The 17,403-nt window shown below is 62.4% G+C and carries 14 protein-coding genes; 11 read left to right on the plus strand and 3 right to left on the minus strand.

Annotation, left to right across the window (positions count from 1 at the left end; genetic code table 11):
• Positions 1 to 73: 73 nt before the first annotated feature.
• The 9 genes from SLW74_RS03545 to hutG all read left to right on the plus strand — a co-directional run bounded on the left by SLW74_RS03545 (position 74) and on the right by hutG (position 11,438).
• Entirely contained in the window at positions 74 to 1,543 is a 1,470-nt protein-coding gene (locus SLW74_RS03545) for a purine-cytosine permease family protein (RefSeq protein WP_410928149.1), read from the plus strand.
• Between the two features lie 139 nt (positions 1,544 to 1,682).
• The gene (locus SLW74_RS03550; RefSeq protein WP_369318314.1) at positions 1,683 to 2,648 is read left to right on the plus strand and encodes an ABC transporter substrate-binding protein; all 966 of its coding nucleotides are present in this window, start codon (positions 1,683 to 1,685) and stop codon (positions 2,646 to 2,648) included.
• Between the two features lie 186 nt (positions 2,649 to 2,834).
• On the plus strand, positions 2,835 to 3,686 hold the full coding sequence (locus SLW74_RS03555) for an ABC transporter permease (RefSeq protein ID WP_192130864.1): 852 nt from the start codon (positions 2,835 to 2,837) through the stop codon (positions 3,684 to 3,686).
• Positions 3,683 to 4,567: a glycine betaine/L-proline ABC transporter ATP-binding protein gene (locus SLW74_RS03560; protein WP_065986706.1), complete on the plus strand. Its 885-nt coding sequence runs from the start codon at positions 3,683 to 3,685 to the stop codon at positions 4,565 to 4,567. Before SLW74_RS03555 ends, SLW74_RS03560 begins: the two co-directional genes overlap by 4 nt.
• A gap of 13 nt (positions 4,568 to 4,580) precedes the next feature.
• Positions 4,581 to 6,230 carry a histidine ammonia-lyase gene (gene hutH / locus SLW74_RS03565; RefSeq protein ID WP_410928150.1) on the plus strand — a complete coding sequence of 550 codons (1,650 nt, stop codon included), beginning with the start codon at positions 4,581 to 4,583 and terminating at the stop codon, positions 6,228 to 6,230.
• Positions 6,227 to 7,777, plus strand: a complete 1,551-nt coding sequence (gene hutH, locus SLW74_RS03570) for a histidine ammonia-lyase (RefSeq protein WP_410928151.1) — start codon at positions 6,227 to 6,229, stop codon at positions 7,775 to 7,777. The genes hutH (SLW74_RS03565) and hutH (SLW74_RS03570) overlap by 4 nt, the downstream gene beginning before the upstream one ends.
• Before the next feature lie 102 nt (positions 7,778 to 7,879).
• Positions 7,880 to 9,274 carry an amino acid permease gene (locus SLW74_RS03575; RefSeq protein WP_192130859.1) on the plus strand — a complete coding sequence of 465 codons (1,395 nt, stop codon included), beginning with the start codon at positions 7,880 to 7,882 and terminating at the stop codon, positions 9,272 to 9,274.
• Between the two features lie 141 nt (positions 9,275 to 9,415).
• Positions 9,416 to 10,621: an imidazolonepropionase gene (gene hutI, locus SLW74_RS03580; RefSeq protein WP_065986712.1), complete on the plus strand. Its 1,206-nt coding sequence runs from the start codon at positions 9,416 to 9,418 to the stop codon at positions 10,619 to 10,621.
• Between the two features lie 13 nt (positions 10,622 to 10,634).
• Positions 10,635 to 11,438, plus strand: a complete 804-nt coding sequence (gene hutG, locus SLW74_RS03585; RefSeq protein WP_410928152.1) for an N-formylglutamate deformylase — start codon at positions 10,635 to 10,637, stop codon at positions 11,436 to 11,438.
• A gap of 120 nt (positions 11,439 to 11,558) precedes the next feature.
• Here the strand turns inward: hutG and SLW74_RS03590 are convergent, their stop codons facing one another.
• Entirely contained in the window at positions 11,559 to 13,904 is a 2,346-nt protein-coding gene (locus tag SLW74_RS03590; protein ID WP_410928153.1) for a heavy metal translocating P-type ATPase, read from the minus strand.
• A gap of 83 nt (positions 13,905 to 13,987) precedes the next feature.
• Here SLW74_RS03590 and cadR point away from each other — a divergent pair, with 83 nt between their 5' ends.
• A complete protein-coding gene (gene cadR, locus SLW74_RS03595) occupies positions 13,988 to 14,446 on the plus strand; it encodes a Cd(II)/Pb(II)-responsive transcriptional regulator (RefSeq protein ID WP_410928154.1) in 459 nt (152 codons plus the stop codon).
• Between the two features lie 178 nt (positions 14,447 to 14,624).
• On the opposite strand, the gene SLW74_RS03600 is transcribed toward cadR, so the two are convergent.
• Both SLW74_RS03600 and lgt read right to left on the minus strand, forming a co-directional pair.
• Complete coding sequence (locus tag SLW74_RS03600; RefSeq protein ID WP_065986719.1) at positions 14,625 to 15,458, minus strand: thymidylate synthase; 834 nt, start codon at positions 15,456 to 15,458, stop codon at positions 14,625 to 14,627.
• A gap of 73 nt (positions 15,459 to 15,531) precedes the next feature.
• Positions 15,532 to 16,338 (minus strand): prolipoprotein diacylglyceryl transferase, encoded by an 807-nt coding sequence (gene lgt, locus SLW74_RS03605; protein WP_410928155.1) that lies wholly within the window; start codon positions 16,336 to 16,338, stop codon positions 15,532 to 15,534.
• Between the two features lie 266 nt (positions 16,339 to 16,604).
• Between lgt and SLW74_RS03610 the strand changes: the two genes are divergently transcribed.
• Positions 16,605 to 17,351, plus strand: a complete 747-nt coding sequence (locus tag SLW74_RS03610) for an NRDE family protein (RefSeq protein WP_369318308.1) — start codon at positions 16,605 to 16,607, stop codon at positions 17,349 to 17,351.
• Positions 17,352 to 17,403: the final 52 nt, after the last annotated feature.

Raw genomic sequence — 17,403 nt, forward strand, 5'->3', positions numbered from 1 at the left:
CTCGCCCCCACAGATCCGCGCAGAAATGTGCCTGACGACTAGCGCTTCCAGAACTGTTTCGGGGATGTTTGAGATGGCTGTTCCAGATGATCGTGCTGCACCTGCTTCCGTGATCGAGCGGCGTTCGATCGATTACATCCCTGATGCCGAACGACACGGCCGTCTGTTCAGTCAGTTCACCCTCTGGCTGGGCGCCAACCTGCAAATCACCGCGATTGTCACCGGGGCGCTGGCCGTGGTGCTGGGCGGCGATGTGTTCTGGTCGCTGATCGGGCTGTTCATCGGGCAACTCATCGGCGGTGGCGTGATGGCACTCCATGCAGCACAGGGCCCGAAGCTCGGTCTGCCGCAGATGATTTCCAGCCGGGTACAGTTCGGCGTTTATGGCGCGGTGATTCCGCTGGTGCTGGTGTGCCTGATGTACATCGGTTTTTCCGCCAGCGGCTCGCTGCTCGCGGGCCAGGCGGTGGCACAACTGATCAACGTGCCGGACTGGCAAGGCGTGGTGATATTCGCGGCGGCCATCGTGGTGCTGACCATTCTGGGCTACCGGGTCATCCACCTGATCGGCCGGGTCGCCAGCCTCATCGGCGTGATCGCGTTCGTCTACCTGTTCGGCGCACTGCTGGCGGGCAACGACGTCGGCGCGCTGTTGGGCAATAAGCACTTCTCGCTGAGCAGCTTCCTGCTGGCGATTTCCCTGTCGGCGTCCTGGCAGATCGCCTTTGGCCCTTACGTCGCGGACTACTCGCGCTATCTGCCGCGTAGCACCTCAGCCAGCAAAACATTCTGGGCGGTAGGTCTGGGGTCGGTGATCGGCGCGCAGGCGTCGATGGTGTTCGGCGTGTTCGCGGCGGCGCTGGCCGGCAAAAACTTCGCCCATCACGAGGTCTCGTTCATCGTCGGCCTCGGCGGGACCGGCGCGGTCGCGGCAGCGCTGTATTTCAGCATTGCGTTCGGCAAGGTGACCATCACTACGCTCAACGCCTACGGCAGCTTCATGTCCATCGCCACCATCGTCAGCGGCTTCCGTGGCAATCGGCACATCTCCAGCGCGCTGCGGCTGACGTACATCTTCGCCATGGTCGGTATCGCGACGGCCCTGGCGCTGCTGGGCAAGGACTCGTTCCTCAAGGACTTCTCGGCCTTCATCCTGTTTCTGCTGGCGTTCTTCACGCCGTGGAGCGCGATCAATCTGGTGGATTTCTACTGCATCACCAAAGAACGCTACGACATCCCGGCGCTCTCGGACCCGAACGGTCGCTACGGTCGCTGGAACGGGATGGGCATCGGGATTTACGTGCTGGGCGTGCTGATTCAGATGCCGTTCATCTCCACGCATTTCTACACCGGGCCACTGGTGGCGAGCCTCGATGACACCGACATCTCGTGGATCATCGGCCTCATCGTGCCGGCTGTGCTGTACTACGGGGCGGCGAAGAGGTGGCCGGGCAACGTGGCCGATCGCTTGATCCTGCCGACGGATTCGGGGGCACCTCAGGCAAGTCGCGCCGCTGCCCCTGCGCACGTGGCGGTGAACTGACCGTTCGTCCTGCACGTCTGTTGCAGGAGGCATGCTGGAGAGAGAAGCGGGACGAGGCCGCCAAGTGCCTCTCCCCTTGGCTGGAAGCCATCTGTTTTCGTTACTGCCGTCATCCACTACAAGACCGGAGCGTCACTCAATGAACACGAAAAAGGCCCTGCTATCCACGTTGCTCACCGCGGGCGTGCTCGCCAGTGGCGCCAGTCAGGCGGCGGGATGGTGCGAGTCCGGCAAGCCGGTGAAATTCGCCGGCCTGAACTGGGAAAGCGCAATGCTGCTGACCGATGTGCTGCAAGTGGTGCTGAACAAGGGTTATGGATGCGAAGTGGACAGCCTGCCGGGCAACTCCATCACCATGGAAAACGCCCTGAGCACCAACGATATTCAAGTGTTTGCCGAAGAGTGGGTCGGCCGCAGCGAAGTCTGGAACAAGGCTGAAGCCGCCGGCAAAGTGGTCGGCGTCGGTTCGCCGGTCAAGGGTGCGGTGGAAGGCTGGTACGTGCCGCGCTACGTGATCGAAGGCGACGCCAAGCGCAAGCTGGAAGCCAAGGCACCGGACCTCAAGTCCATCGCCGATCTGGGCAAATACGCAGCCCTGTTCAAGGACGCCGAAGAGCCGGAAAAAGGCCGTTTCTATAACTGCCCGGCCGGCTGGACCTGCGAGCTGGAAAACAGCGAAATGCTGAAGAGCTATGGCCTGGAAAGCAAATACACCAACTTCCGCCCAGGCACCGGCCCGGCGCTGGATGCGGCGATTCTGTCCAGCTACAAGCGTGGCGAGCCGATCCTGGCGTACTACTGGTCGCCGACCCCGCTGATGGGCCAGGTGGACATGGTGCGTCTGGACGAGAAAGCCGGCGTGAACAAGACCATCGAGATCAAGGTCGGCCTGTCCAAGGCGTTCCACGAACAGGCGCCTGAACTGGTGTCGGTGATGGAGAAGGTCAACATCCCGATCGACCTGCTCAACCAGAATCTGGCGCGCATGACCAAAGAGCGCATCGAGTCGCCGAAGCTGGCGAAAATCTTCCTCAAGGAGCACCCGGAAGTCTGGCATCAGTGGGTGAGCGAGGATGCGGCGAAGAAGGTGGATGCCTCTCTCTGACAGGCACCGCTGTCTGTAGGAGCGTGGCTTGTCCCGCGAGCGGCCGGGAACCGGTCGTAGATAAGCCGAACGCGGTATGTCAGACACACCGCAGCGTTTGATTTTGCTGCCGCTTCGCGACAGATCGCGGGACAAGCCACGCTCCTACATGAACCAGGCCGCCACTCTAAACATCGAGATAACGATATGTTCCCCGAAAGCTTCACGTTCTCCATCGCCGACTGGGTCAATGACTGGGTCGACAAGCTGGTCACCAACTACGGCGACGTGTTCCGGCACATCTCCGACACGCTGCTGTGGGCCATCGTCAAGCTCGAAGGCCTGCTGCGCGTTGCGCCGTGGTGGCTGCTGCTGGCCATCGTCGGCCTGATCGCCTGGCACGCGACCCGCAAGATCACCACCACGGTGGTCATCGTCGGCCTGCTGTTTCTGGTCGGTGCCGTTGGCCTGTGGGACAAGCTGATGCAGACCCTGGCGCTGATGCTGGTCGCCACGCTGATCTCGGTGATTATCGGCATACCGCTCGGCATTCTGTCGGCGCGCAGCAATCGCCTGCGCTCGATACTGATGCCGCTGCTGGACATCATGCAGACCATGCCCAGCTTCGTGTACCTGATTCCGGTGCTGATGCTGTTCGGTCTGGGCAAAGTCCCGGCGATCTTCGCCACGGTCATCTACGCCGCGCCGCCGCTGATTCGCCTGACCGATCTGGGCATTCGTCAGGTCGATGGCGAGGTCATGGAAGCGATCAACGCCTTCGGCGCCAACCGCTGGCAGCAACTGTTCGGCGTGCAACTGCCGCTGGCCCTGCCAAGCATCATGGCCGGGATCAACCAGACCACGATGATGGCGCTGTCGATGGTGGTGATCGCCTCGATGATCGGTGCGCGCGGTCTGGGCGAAGACGTGCTGGTCGGCATTCAGACCCTCAACGTCGGACGCGGCCTGGAAGCGGGCCTGGCCATCGTCATTCTGGCGGTCGTGATCGACCGTATTACGCAGGCCTACGGCCGTCCACGGCATGAGGCGAACAAATGAGCGTCGAGACTATCAATCCAGCGAGCTCGGGCAATCCACTGAGCACGGGCGTTCCAGAGAACACGGGCGGCAAAATCGTCGTCAAGAACGTGTACAAGATCTTCGGTAACCGCGCCAAGGATGCCCTGGCGATGGTTCAGAACAACCAGAGCAAGGATCAGGTCCTGGCGCAGACCGGCTGTGTGGTCGGCGTGAACGACCTGTCGCTGTCTATCTCCAGCGGCGAGATCTTTGTGATCATGGGCCTGTCGGGCTCCGGCAAATCGACCCTGGTGCGCCACTTCAACCGCCTGATCGATCCCACCAGCGGCGAGATTCTGGTCGATGGCGAAAACATCCTGACCTACGACATGGAAGCGCTGCGCAACTTCCGTCGGCACAAGATCAGCATGGTGTTCCAGAGCTTCGGCCTGCTGCCGCACAAGACCGTGATCGACAACGTCGCCTACGGCCTGACCATTCGTGGCGAGAGCAAAACGCAATGCGCCGAGCGCGCGCAGCACTGGATCACCACGGTGGGCCTGAAGGGCTACGAGAAAAAGTACCCCCATCAGCTCTCCGGCGGCATGCGTCAGCGTGTCGGCCTGGCACGGGCGCTGGCGGCCGACACCGACATTATCCTGATGGACGAAGCGTTCAGCGCACTCGATCCGCTGATCCGCGCCGAGATGCAGGATCAGTTACTGGAGCTGCAATCGAACCTGAAGAAAACCATCGTTTTCATCACCCACGACCTCGACGAAGCCGTGCGCATCGGCAACCGCATTGCGATTCTCAAGGACGGTCAGCTGATCCAGGTCGGGACACCGAAAGAAATCCTCTACTCGCCTGCCGACGATTACGTTGATCGCTTCGTGCAGCGGCGCGTGGCGACTCTCTAAGGACGCTGCGGTCATGTCGCGAGCAGAACAGATCATCATTGGCGAAGGCCCGCTCAGTTGGCGGGACGTGACCGCCGTTGCCCGCCATGGCGCAACGCTGTCGTTGTCCGAAGGCGCGTGGGCGCGGATCGACAATGCCCAGGCGATCGTGCAGCGCATCGTTGCCAGCGGCGAGCGCGCCTATGGCGTGAACACCGGCCTCGGCGCGCTGTGCAATGTGTCGCTGGCGGGTGAGCAACTCGGCCGACTGTCGCGCAATACCCTGCTCAGCCATGCCTGCGGCGTCGGCCCGGCGTTGCCCGACGAGCAGACCCGCGCGATCACCTGCGCCGCGATCATCAATTACAGCCAGGGCAAGTCCGGGATTCACCGCCAAGTGGTCGAGGCCTTGCTCGCCTTGCTCAATCGACGCATCACCCCGCAAGTGCCGTCCCAGGGGTCGGTGGGTTACCTCACTCATATGGCGCACATCGGCGTCGCCCTGCTCGGCGTGGGTCAGGTCAGTTATCGCGGGCAAGTGATGTCGGCGTTGCAGGCGCTCAGCGAAGAAGGCCTGTCGCCGGTGGAACTGGGTGCGAAAGACGGTCTATGTCTGGTCAACGGCACGCCGTGCATGACCGGCCTCAGTTGCCTGGCGATTGCCGACGTGAATCGCCTGATGCAGTGGGCCGATGTCATCAGCGCCATGACCTTCGAAGGCCTGCGGGGCCAGCTCGACGCCTTCGACGAAACCATCATCGCCCTCAAGCCGCACCCCGGCATGCAACAGGTCGGCAAAAACCTGCGCGGTCTGCTCGCCGGCAGCGAGGTGCTCGCCAACAGTCAGGGCATCCGCACCCAGGACGCCTTGAGCATCCGCTCTATCCCCCAGGTCCACGGCGCTACGCGCGACCAGTTGGCCCACGCAACGCGGCAAATCGAGATCGAGCTCAACTCTGCCACCGACAACCCGCTGCTGCTGGGCAGGCCCGACGCGTATCGCGTGGTCTCCCAGGCCAACCCCCACGGCCAGTCCGTGGCGATGGCCGCTGATCTGTTGGCGATTGCCATGGCCGAACTGGGCTCGATTGCCGAGCGGCGGCTCGACCGGCTGATCAACCCGACAGTCAGCGGGCTTCCGGCGTTTCTGGTCAGCCAGCCGGGGGTCAACTCCGGAATGATGATCACCCAATACGTCGCCGCCTCGCTGTGCGCGGAAAACCGCCAGCTGGCACAACCGGCGGTCATCGATAACTACGTGACCTCGGGCCTGCAGGAGGATCATCTGAGCATGGGCACCAGCGCCGCCTTGAAGCTGCACAAGGTGCTGGAGAACGTGACGCAGATCCTCGCCATCGAGTATTTGCTGGCCGCCCAGGCGTTCGAGTTTTTCAAGGGCCCGCGCTTTGGCGTCGGCACCGAGGCGGCGTGGCGTTTGCTGCGCGAACGCGTGCCGGCCTACGACGAAGACCGCTGGCTGGCCCCGGACATTGCCAGCAGCGTGACGCTGCTGAAGAACGAAGAGTCATTGGAAACCGTATTCCAGCGCTGCCGCGACTACGCGGCAGGCGCTCGTCCCGACACCGACAACAACGGTCGCAGCGCAAGCGCCCCCCGCGCGGGACAGGCAGGAGCCGGTTCAGCGCAGACGACCGATACCCATTCAGGAGTAGCAGCATCGTGACCGACACCCAACAGGCGACCCCGCTGAATCTGATCCCTGGCCAGTTGAGCCTCGCCCAGCTGCGCGCGATTTATCAGCGACCCGTCACGCTGACCCTCGACGCCAGCGCCGATCGGCAGATCGAAGACAGCGTGGCCTGCGTCGAGCAGATCCTCGCCGAAAACCGCACCGCCTACGGCATCAACACCGGTTTCGGCCTGCTGGCCTCGACGCGCATCGCCAGCGCCGACCTCGAGAACCTGCAGCGTTCGCTGGTGCTGTCCCACGCTGCGGGGGTTGGCGGGCCGATCAGCGATGAGCTGGTGCGCCTGATCATGGTGCTCAAGGTCAACAGCCTCAGTCGGGGCTTCTCCGGAATTCGCCGTCAGGTCATCGACGCGCTGATCGCCCTGATCAACGCCGAGGTTTACCCACACATCCCGCTCAAGGGTTCCGTCGGCGCATCCGGCGACCTCGCACCATTGGCGCATATGTCGCTGGTGCTGCTGGGCGAAGGCAAGGCGCGCCACAAGGGCGAATGGCTGAACGCCGTGGAAGCTCTGGCGATTGCCGGGCTCACGCCGCTGACGCTGGCGGCCAAAGAAGGCCTGGCGCTGCTCAACGGCACCCAAGTGTCGACGGCGTACGCGCTGCGCGGCCTGTTCGAAGCCGAAGACCTGTTCGCCGGTGCCCTGAGCTGCGGCGCGCTGACCGTTGAAGCCGTGCTCGGCTCCCGCGCGCCGTTCGATGCACGCATTCATGCGGCTCGCGGTCAGCGCGGCCAGATCGATTCGGCTGCGGCCTATCGCGAGCTGCTCGGCGAAGACAGTCAGGTCTCCGACTCCCACCGGGACTGCGACAAGGTTCAGGACCCCTACTCCCTGCGCTGCCAGCCCCAAGTCATGGGCGCTTGCCTGACCCAACTGCGTCAGGCCGCCGAAGTGCTGGCGATCGAATCCAACGCAGTGTCGGACAACCCGCTGGTGTTCGCAGCCGAAGGTGAAGTCATTTCCGGCGGTAACTTCCACGCCGAACCGGTTGCCATGGCGGCCGACAACATCGCCTTGGCCATCGCTGAAATCGGCTCACTGAGCGAACGCCGCATCTCGCTGATGATGGACAAGCACATGTCGCAGCTGCCGCCGTTCCTGGTGGCCAACGGCGGGGTGAACTCCGGCTTCATGATCGCTCAGGTCACCGCCGCAGCGCTGGCGAGTGAAAACAAGGCCCTGTCCCACCCGCACAGCGTCGACAGCCTGCCGACGTCTGCCAACCAGGAAGACCACGTGTCGATGGCGCCTGCGGCCGGCAAGCGGTTATGGGAAATGGCGGAGAACACTCGCGGCGTGCTGGCTGTAGAATGGCTGGCTGCGTGTCAGGGTCTGGACTTGCGCAACGGTCTGAAGACCTCTGAAAAACTGGAAATCGCCCGCACCACGCTGCGCGGCAAAGTCCCGTTCTACGAGAAAGACCGCTTCTTCGCCCCTGATATCGAGGCCGCCATCGAGCTGCTGGCTTCCAACTGCCTGAGCGACCTGGTTTCTGCTGACCTGCTGCCGAGTTTTTGATCGGGACAGGCCAGGATGGCCTGTCGTTGAAATGAGTGTGGGGGGATCGCCCCCCTGCAACCGCTCATTTCGCAGCAAAAAGTAAGACTAGGAACGTGTGAAATGACATCGCAAAACGCTACAGATCTCAAACGCGGGCTCAGCGCGCGTCACATACGCTTCATGGCGCTGGGCTCGGCCATTGGCACCGGGTTGTTCTACGGTTCCGCGTCGGCGATCAAGCTGGCTGGCCCCGCCGTGCTGCTGGTGTACATCATCGCCGGCGCTGCCGTTTACATGGTCATGCGCGCCCTCGGCGAGATGGCCGTGCGCAACCCGGTGTCCGGCTCGTTCGGCGAGTACGCCACCACGTACCTGGGCCCCCTCGCCGGGTTTGTCCTTGGCTGGACCTACGCGTTCGAGATGGTCATCGTCTGTCTGGCCGATGTCACCGCGTTCGGCATCTACATGGGCTTCTGGTTTCCCGAGGTCCCCCGCTGGATCTGGGTGCTCGGCATCGTCTTTCTGATCGGCGCGCTGAACCTGTGCAGCGTCAAGGTGTTCGGTGAAACGGAGTTCTGGCTGTCGCTGCTCAAGGTCGGCGCGATCATCGCGATGATCCTCGCGGGCTTCGGCATCATGCTGTTCGGCATCGGTTCGGTGTCGGGCGGCGGCGTCAGCAGCGTGAGCAATCTGTGGGCCTACGGCGGCTTCATGCCCAACGGCATCAGCGGCCTCGTCGCCTCGCTGGCGGTCGTGATGTTCGCTTTCGGCGGCATCGAAATCATCGGCATCACTGCCGGTGAAGCACGTAACCCGGAGCGCGTGATTCCCCGCGCGATCAACGCTGTGCCGCTGCGGATTCTGTTGTTTTACGTGCTCACGCTGTTCGTCCTGATGTCGCTGTACCCGTGGCAGCAGATAGGCAGCCAGGGCAGCCCGTTCGTCCAGATCTTCGATCACCTGGGGATTTCCTCCGCCGCCACCGTCCTCAACATCGTGGTCATCACTGCAGCCGTTTCGGCGATCAACAGCGACATCTTCGGTGCCGGACGCATGATGTACGGTTTGGCCATACAGGGTCAGGCGCCCAAGGGTTTTGCTCAGCTGTCTGCTCAGGGCGTGCCGTGGATGACGGTGCTGGTGATGGGCGTCGCGCTGCTCTGCGGCGTCGTGCTGAATTACCTGATTCCCGAAAACGTGTTCCTGCTGATCGCCTCGATTGCGACCTTCGCGACGGTCTGGGTGTGGCTGATGATTCTGGTCACGCAGATCGCCATGCGCCGCTCCATGAGCGCAGAAGAAGTCGCCCAGCTGAAATTCCCGGTGCCGTTCTGGCCCGTGGCGCCGATTGTTGCCACCTTGTTCATGGTGTTTGTGTTTGGCGTGCTGGGTTATTTCCCGGACAGCCAGGCCGCGCTGGTGGTGGGGGCGGTGTGGATCGGGTTGCTGGTGGTTGCGTACTGGATCTGGGTGAAGCCGAAGCAAAACCTGATCAAGGCCACATCAAACAGCTGAGGCAAAACGTGTAGGCGCCGGCTTGCAGGCGAACGTGTTGAATCAGGACAGGTTGCTTTGAATGACGCAGCCGGTTCGCCAGCAAGCCGGCTCCTGCGGTCCGTGTCTGAGGCAGGATCTATTTGTTCTCTGGAGGTACTGATGAAAACGCTCTGGCACCACTGTCACGCAGCAACCATGGCGAACGGCACGTACTCGATCATCGAGGACGCCGCCATCGTGACCGATGCAGCGCAGATCGTCTGGATCGGTCCTCTCCGAGACCTGCCGGACCCGGGCGACGTCAAGCGCGTCGACCTGAACGGCGCGTGGGTGACGCCCGGCCTGATCGATTGCCATACCCACACGGTGTTCGGCGGTAACCGCAGCGGTGAATTCGAGCAGCGTTTGCAGGGCGTGAGCTACGCCGAGATCGCCGCAGCGGGTGGCGGCATCGCCAGCACCGTGCGCGCTACCCGGGCCGCCAGTGAAGAAGAACTCTACGCCAGCGCCGAACGTCGTCTGCTTCATCTGCTCAGGGATGGCGTGACCACGATCGAGATGAAATCCGGCTACGGCCTGGACCTCGCCAGCGAACGCAAAATCCTGCGGGTCATTCGCCAACTGGGCGAAAACCTGCCGGTCACCGTGCGCAGCACCTGCCTCGCCGCCCATGCCCTGCCCCCCGAATACAAAGACCGCGCCGATGACTACATCGCCCACATCTGCAGCGAGATGCTGCCGGCGCTGGCGGCGGAAAATCTGGTGGATGCCGTCGATGCGTTCTGCGAATACCTCGCCTTCTCGCCGGCACAGGTCGAACAGGTGTTCATCACCGCGGGCCAATTGGGCCTGCCGGTCAAGCTGCATGCCGAGCAGTTGTCCTCGCTGCATGGCTCGAGTCTGGCGGCGCGTTATCAGGCGCTGTCGGCTGACCATCTGGAGTTCATGACCGAAGAAGACGCCATTGCGATGGCGGCCTCAGGCACGGTCGCCGTCTTGCTGCCGGGGGCGTTCTACTTCCTGCGCGAAACTCAGTTGCCGCCAATGGATGCCCTGCGCAAACACGGAGTGAAGATCGCCATTTCCACCGATCTCAATCCGGGCACGTCGCCGGGCCTGTCGCTGCGGCTGATGCTCAACATGGCCTGCACGCTGTTCCGTATGACGCCGGAAGAAGCCCTGGCCGGCGCAACCATCCACGCCGCTCAAGCGCTGGGCATGGCGGGGACCCATGGTTCGCTGGAGGTGGGCAAGACGGCGGATTTCGTCGCCTGGCACATCGAACGGCCTGCCGACCTCGCCTACTGGCTGGGCGGCGATCTGGACAAACGCGTCGTGCGTTATGGCGTGGAACGCACTCTCTAATCAGGGGAATACTGTGGACAAGGTTCTGAGTTTCACTCGCGGTCGCGTACCGCTGCTGATCAGCATGCCGCACCCGGGGCTGCACCTGACGCCCGTTGTGCGTGACGGTCTGGTGGATGAGGCCGTGAGCCTGCCGGACACCGACTGGCATATTCCGCGCCTGTACGACTTTGCGTCTGATCTGGGGGCCAGCGTGCTGTCGGCGGAATATTCGCGCTTCGTCATCGACCTCAATCGCCCGTCCGACGATACGCCGCTGTACGCCGGCGCGACCACCGGGTTGTTCCCCTCGACGCTGTTCGAGGGGGATCCGCTGTTCAGGGAGGGTTTGGCGCCAAGCAAGGAGGAACGCGTGAGCTATCTGGAGAAGATCTGGACGCCGTATCACGACACGCTGCGCAGCGAGCTCGAACGCCTGCGCGCCGAGTTCGGCTACGCCCTGCTGTTCGATGCGCATTCCATTCGTGGGCACATCCCGCATCTGTTCGACGGTCGGCTGCCGGATTTCAACCTCGGCACCTTCAATGGCGCGAGCTGTGATGAAGCGCTGGCCCAGCGTCTGGATTCAACCTGCGCTGCCGCGAAGCTTTACAGCCATGTGCTGAATGGGCGCTTCAAGGGCGGCCACATCACCCGCCACTACGGCGATCCGGCCAACCATATCCACGCGGTGCAACTGGAACTGGCGCAGAGCACCTACATGGACGAGTTCGTGCCCTTCCACTACCGCCCGGATCTGGCGGAGCCGACGCAAGTGGTGTTGAAAGGCTTGCTGGAAGAAATGATCGCCTGGGGACGGGAGAAGTACGGGAAGTAACCGGATGATGGTGCCCACGCAGAGCATGGGCACCATCATCAATGTACGCGTGGCGTTAGTAGGACCGGCTTCAGCCGGGAAGAGGCAAGTCTGAGCGCCATCAATTCCTGGTCATCAGCGTTACTTCTTCAACAACCGCAACCCGTTGGCCACCACCAACAGACTCACGCCCATGTCAGCGAACACCGCCATCCACATGGTCGCCATGCCGGCGAAGGTCACCGCCAGAAAGATCAGCTTGATCACCAACGCCAGCGCGATGTTCTGCTTGAGCACCGCCGCCGTGTCCCGCGACAGGCGAATGAAGGTCGGGATCTTGCGCAGATCATCATCCATCAGCGCCACGTCGGCGGTTTCGATGGCGGTGTCCGTGCCAGCCGCCGCCATGGCGAAACCGATCTCCGCCCGGGCCAGCGCCGGCGCATCGTTGATGCCGTCGCCGACCATGCCCACGCGATGGTTCTGCGCGTACAGGGCTTCGATGGCTTGCAGCTTGTCGGTCGGCATCAGATTGCCCTGGGCCTGATCGATGCCCACCTGAGCGGCGATGGCCTTGGCCGTGTGCGGGTTGTCACCCGTCAGCATCATCGTCTTCACGCCCAGCGCATGCAGTTGCTCGATGGCTTCGCGACTGCTGTCCTTGACCGTGTCGGCCACCGCAAACAACGCCAACGGGCCGGAGGCATCGAACAGCAGCACCACGGTTTTTCCCTGGCTTTCCAGCGCTTCAAGTTGCGCTTCCAGCTCCGGCGAGCAATACCCGGCGTCATGCACCAGACGGTGGTTGCCCAAATGGTACAAACGCCCTTGCACTTCGCCCTTCACGCCAAGCCCTGCGAGCGCCTCGAACGCTTCAACCGGCAACCGAGCGCCTTCCTGCGCGGCCTTGGCGATAGCCTGAGACACCGGGTGATCCGAGCGACCGGCCAGGCTCGCCGAGATCGCCAGCGCCTGTTCGCCCAATGACGCATCGAGCAACACGTAATCGGTCTGCACCGGCTTGCCGTGGGTGATGGTGCCGGTCTTGTCGAGGGCCAGGTAATCGAGCTTGTGCCCCATCTCCAGGTACACGCCGCCCTTGATCAGAATGCCTTTGCGCGCCGCCGCTGCCAGACCGCTGACAATCGTCACTGGCGTGGAAATCACCAGCGCACACGGGCACGCGACCACCAGCAACACGAGCGCGCGGTAGATCCAGTCAAACCACACCGCCCCCATGAACAGCGGCGGGATGATCGCAATCGCCAGCGCCAGCGCGAACACGGCGGGCGTGTAGATTTTGGAAAAGCTGTCAACGAAACGCTGAGTCGGCGCGCGCGCACCTTGGGCCGCCTCGACGGCGTGGATGATCCGCGCCAACGTCGAGTTGCTGGCGGCGGCGGTCACTTTGTATTCCAGCGAACCGGCCTGGTTAATGGTGCCGGCGAAGACCTTGTCGCCCACAGTTTTCTCGACCGGCAGGCTTTCGCCCGTGATCGGCGCCTGATCGATGCTCGACTGGCCGGCAACCACTTCACCGTCCAGCCCGATGCGCTCGCCCGGCTTGACCCGGACGACGCTGCCCAACGCAATATCCTTGACCTCAAGCTCAAGCCACTCGCCGTTCTGCTGTACGGTGGCGGTTTCCGGCGTCAGCTGCATCAGGCCGCCGATTGCGTTGCGGGCACGGTCCAGCGACTTGGCTTCAATCAGCTCGGCGACGGTGAACAGAAACATCACCATCGCCGCTTCCGGCCACTGCCCGATCAGCACTGCACCGGTAACGGCAATGCTCATCAGCGCGTTTATATTCAGGTTGAAGTTTTTCAGGGCGATCCAGCCCTTTTTGTAGGTGGTCAGGCCGCCGCTGAAAATGGCGATCAGCGCGACGATGGCGACCAACCAGGTGGGTGCGGCGTTGGTGAAATGGATGACTTCCGCCGTCAACGCAGCGACACCCGACAACGCCAGCGGCCACCACGGTTTGTTGGCGGGCGGCAGCGACGCGGTTTCCTTGTCAGCGCCCTCCTCGATCAAGTCCGCCTGCATGCCCAGCGCGCCAATGGCTTCGCGGATGGGATCGGTGGACGGCAGCTCATGCCACACGCCCAGCACGCGATTGATCAGATTGAATTCAAGCTTCTGAATACCCTTCATCTTGCCGAGCTTGTTCTGGATAAGCGTCTGCTCGGTGGGGCAGTCCATGGCTTCGATGCGGAAGCTGCTGAGCTGACCTTCAGCGTCTGATGCGCCATCGATGGTCACGACGGACGGTGCGCTGTCGTGGGAGCAGCACGCGTGGGCAGCGTGGTCGTGTTTGTGCACGGGCGTGAGTTTGGCATGGCCGTGGTCATGACCGGCGTGATCGTGATCGCCGTGGTCATGGCCGGAATGATCATGGGCAGCTTGCTCGTGCTCGTGCTCGGCATGTTCGGGCGCGTCGTGAGCGGGTTTGTGCGAGGAAGATTTGTATACAGAGTCACTCATGGATTGAGTCTCTAAATGTGCGTGTTGCCAAGTGAACACCCTGTAGCCACTATAGGGTCAAGCGTCCTATTGAGGTCTTGCGCATGAATCCTTCATTTAAAATCGGCGAACTGGCGAAACTGACGGACTGCCCGGTGGAAACCATCCGCTATTACGAGCGCGAAGGACTGCTCAGTGAGCCTGCACGCAGCGACGGCAACTATCGGCTGTACACCCAAGAGCACGTCGAGCGCCTGACCTTCATCCGCAACTGCCGCAGCCTGGACATGACGCTCGACGAGATCCGCAGCCTGCTGGCGTTGCGCGACAGTCCGCGAGACCAGTGCGAGAACGTCAACGCGCTGATCGACGAACACATCGAGCACGTGAACGCCCGCGTCGCGAGCCTGCAAGCGTTGCAGGAGCAACTGGTCGACCTGCGCCAACGCTGCAGCGAAGGCGCGCCGGATCACTGCGGGATTCTGGATCGACTGGAAATCAGCGGGAGTGTCGTGGCTGCCGATGTCGAACACTCTCACGTAGGGCGCAGCCACGGGCATTGAACAGTTTGTGGTATGGCATACGACGCCTTCCCGGCTAAAGCCGGTCCCACTGTCAGGATGGGCGTAGGAGCGCGCTTGCCCGCGAACGCAGTGTGTCAGGCAATGTCGAGGCGCAGGCAAATCGCAATCGCGGGCAAGCGCGCTCCTGCAGGTCTAGCGAATGGCTTCGGATCAGCGCTTAAACAGCCACTGGCGCCTTGATGCTCGGATCCGCGTTATAACCCACGATCTCGAAATCTTCGAATCGGTAATCGTAGATGCTTTCCGGGCGACGCTTGATGCTCAGCTGCGGCAGCTGTCGCGGGGTGCGGGTGAGCTGCGTCGCGATCTGCTCCTCGTGGTTGGAGTAAGCGTGAGTGTCGCCCAGGCTGACGATGATCTCGTGGGGGATCAGGTCGCATTGCTGAGCCAGCATATGGGTCAGCAGCGCCAGCGCGGCGATGTTGTACGGCAGACCGAGGAAGACGTCGGAACTGCGGATGTACAACTGCATCGACAGCTTGCCGTCGGCCACGAAGGCCTGGTACAGCAAATGGCACACCGCAAGCGCTTGGCGCCCGGCCTTGACGTTCTCCTGCGGCGACAGCTTCTCGTCTGGCAGGTATTCGGTATTCCAGCCGTGGAACAGGATGCGGCGGCTGTTTGGGTTGTTCTTCAGGCAGTCGACCATGTAGTCGATCTGGTTGATCTTGCCGCCATCCTTGGTTGGCCAGCCGGTCCACTGCGCGCCGTACACCGGGCCCAGATCGCCGTCTTCAGTGGCCCACTCGTCCCAGATGGTCACGCCGTTTTCGTTGAGCCATTTGGTGTTGGTGTTGCCGCTGAGCATCCAGATCAGCTCGTTGGCGATGCTCTTGAAGTGCAGCTTTTTGGTGGTCAGCAGCGGGAAGCCATCGGCCAGATTGTGGCGAATCTGCCGACCGAACACGGCAGTGGTGCCGGTCCCGGTGCGGTCGCCCTTGCGGGTGCCGTTGTTGATGACGTCCTGCAGCAGTTCAAGGTATTGCTTCATGACCAGAGGCCCTCTGTTTCGGTGAATCCGCCGAACCCATAAGGTCCGGCGTTCAGCAGATGTACCCGGCGCGTCACACCGCAGCGTTGTTGGCAGCGGGCGCGCGGTGGTAAGCAAGCCAGATCAGCACCAGGCCGCCGATGATCATCGGCAGGCTGAGGATCTGCCCCATGGTGACCCAGCCCCAGGCCAGATAACCGAGCTGGGCATCCGGCACGCGGACGAACTCCACCACGAAGCGGAAGATGCCGTAGAACAGCGCGAACATCCCGGAAACAGCCATGGTCGGACGCGGCTTGCGGGAGAAGAAATAGAGAATGACGAACAGTGCCACGCCTTCCAGCGCGAACTGGTAGAGCTGTGATGGGTGGCGCGGCAGCTGCGCAGGGTCGGTGGGGAACACCATGGCCCAGGGCAGATCAGTCGGTTTGCCCCACAGTTCGGCGTTGATGAAGTTGCCGATGCGCCCGGCACCCAGACCGATCGGCACCATGGGCGCGATGAAGTCCATGAGCTGGAAGAACGACTTGCCGTTGCGCTTGCCGAACCAGTACGTCGCGATCATCACGCCGATGAAGCCGCCGTGGAACGCCATGCCGCCCTTCCACACTTCAAGGATCAGCAGCGGGTTGGCGATGTAGTTGGGCAGATCGTAGAACAGCACGTAGCCCAGCCGTCCACCGACGATGACGCCCATGGCGACCCAGAAAATCATGTCCGAGAGCTTTTCTTTGGTCCACGTCGGGTCAAAGCGATTCAAGCGACGGGATGCCAGGTACCAGGCACTGCCGATACCGACCAGATACATCAGGCCGTACCAATGGATTTGCAGCGGACCGATGGCCACGGCTACCGGGTCAATCTGCGGGTAAGGCAGCATTGCGACTCCTTGAAATAGAAGCGCTCATTGAGCGACGAAGCAGAACTATGCGGCGGCGGCAGCAGATCGTGCCACCCAATAATGATGAAATCTGGTGTAAGAGCGACCGCGATGAAAGCCTCGCACGCCGACGATGCCGCTCTCACTAGCACGGACATCTCTCAAAAACAGTGCGGCATGTTACCGGACCGCGCCGATCCGCTCTAGCAGCGTGCGATGGATGTCGGCGTGCGGGGTGGGTAAAGTGGCGCAAAAAGGAGTCATCCATGTGCCTTATCGTCTTCGCCTGGCGGCCGACGCACGCTCAGCCGCTGATTCTGGCGGCCAATCGTGACGAGTTCTACGCCCGTCCTACTCTGCCGCTGGCCCAGTGGGAAGACGCGCCGCAGGTGTATGCCGGGCGCGATCTAGAAGCGGGTGGAACGTGGCTGGGTATCAACGCTGGCGGACGATTCGCAGCGCTTACCAACATCCGCGAGCCGGGCAAGCCGCCTGGCCGTCGTTCGCGGGGCGAATTGGTTGCTCGTTTTTTGACCAGCGATGTGTCCATAGATGAGTACCTGAGTGAGATCGCAGCGAGATCAACGGAATACGGCGGGTTCAATCTGCTGGTGGGTGATCGTCAGCAGTTGCACTTCCTCAACGGCAACGATTCGACACCCCGCTGCTTGGAAGCAGGCGTTTACGGTGTGTCCAACGCCGGGCTCGACACGCCGTGGCCTAAGCTGGTGAAAGCCAAAGCCGCGCTGTCCGAACAGCTGAACAATCCTGACCCCGACGCGTTATTTGGCTTTCTCAGCGATCACGCGCCTGCGCCGGACGCTGAACTGCCAAGCACCGGCGTTGGGCTTGCGACGGAGAAATTGCTGTCGAGCGTGTTCATCGCCAGCCCCAATTACGGCACGCGGGCGAGCACGGTGTTGCGGGTGAATGCGGATGGCAGCCGGCGGCTGATCGAGCGTAGCTTTGGGCCGTATGGCGGGAGATTGGGTGAGGTGGACCTGCAGATTTGACTCCACCTCTTCCCGGCTGAAGCCGGTCCCACTAAGAGCAGCGCAGCGCCAG

Source organism: Pseudomonas sp. W5-36 (assembly GCF_046540455.1).
Classification (GTDB): Bacteria; Pseudomonadota; Gammaproteobacteria; order Pseudomonadales; family Pseudomonadaceae; genus Aquipseudomonas; species Aquipseudomonas graminis_B.

Excerpts from the sequence above, each read along its gene's own strand:
- SLW74_RS03545 (WP_410928149.1), top strand. The coding sequence starts at position 74 with ATGGCTGTTCCAGATGATCGTGCTGCACCTGCTTCCGTGATCGAGCGG.
- SLW74_RS03550 (WP_369318314.1), top strand. The coding sequence starts at position 1,683 with ATGAACACGAAAAAGGCCCTGCTATCCACGTTGCTCACCGCGGGCGTG.
- SLW74_RS03555 (WP_192130864.1), top strand. The coding sequence starts at position 2,835 with ATGTTCCCCGAAAGCTTCACGTTCTCCATCGCCGACTGGGTCAATGAC.
- SLW74_RS03560 (WP_065986706.1), top strand. The coding sequence starts at position 3,683 with ATGAGCGTCGAGACTATCAATCCAGCGAGCTCGGGCAATCCACTGAGC.
- hutH (WP_410928150.1), top strand. The coding sequence starts at position 4,581 with ATGTCGCGAGCAGAACAGATCATCATTGGCGAAGGCCCGCTCAGTTGG.
- SLW74_RS03575 (WP_192130859.1), top strand. The coding sequence starts at position 7,880 with ATGACATCGCAAAACGCTACAGATCTCAAACGCGGGCTCAGCGCGCGT.
- hutI (WP_065986712.1), top strand. The coding sequence starts at position 9,416 with ATGAAAACGCTCTGGCACCACTGTCACGCAGCAACCATGGCGAACGGC.
- SLW74_RS03590 (WP_410928153.1), bottom strand. The coding sequence starts at position 13,904 with ATGAGTGACTCTGTATACAAATCTTCCTCGCACAAACCCGCTCACGAC.
- cadR (WP_410928154.1), top strand. The coding sequence starts at position 13,988 with ATGAATCCTTCATTTAAAATCGGCGAACTGGCGAAACTGACGGACTGC.
- SLW74_RS03600 (WP_065986719.1), bottom strand. The coding sequence starts at position 15,458 with ATGAAGCAATACCTTGAACTGCTGCAGGACGTCATCAACAACGGCACC.
- lgt (WP_410928155.1), bottom strand. The coding sequence starts at position 16,338 with ATGCTGCCTTACCCGCAGATTGACCCGGTAGCCGTGGCCATCGGTCCG.
- SLW74_RS03610 (WP_369318308.1), top strand. The coding sequence starts at position 16,605 with ATGTGCCTTATCGTCTTCGCCTGGCGGCCGACGCACGCTCAGCCGCTG.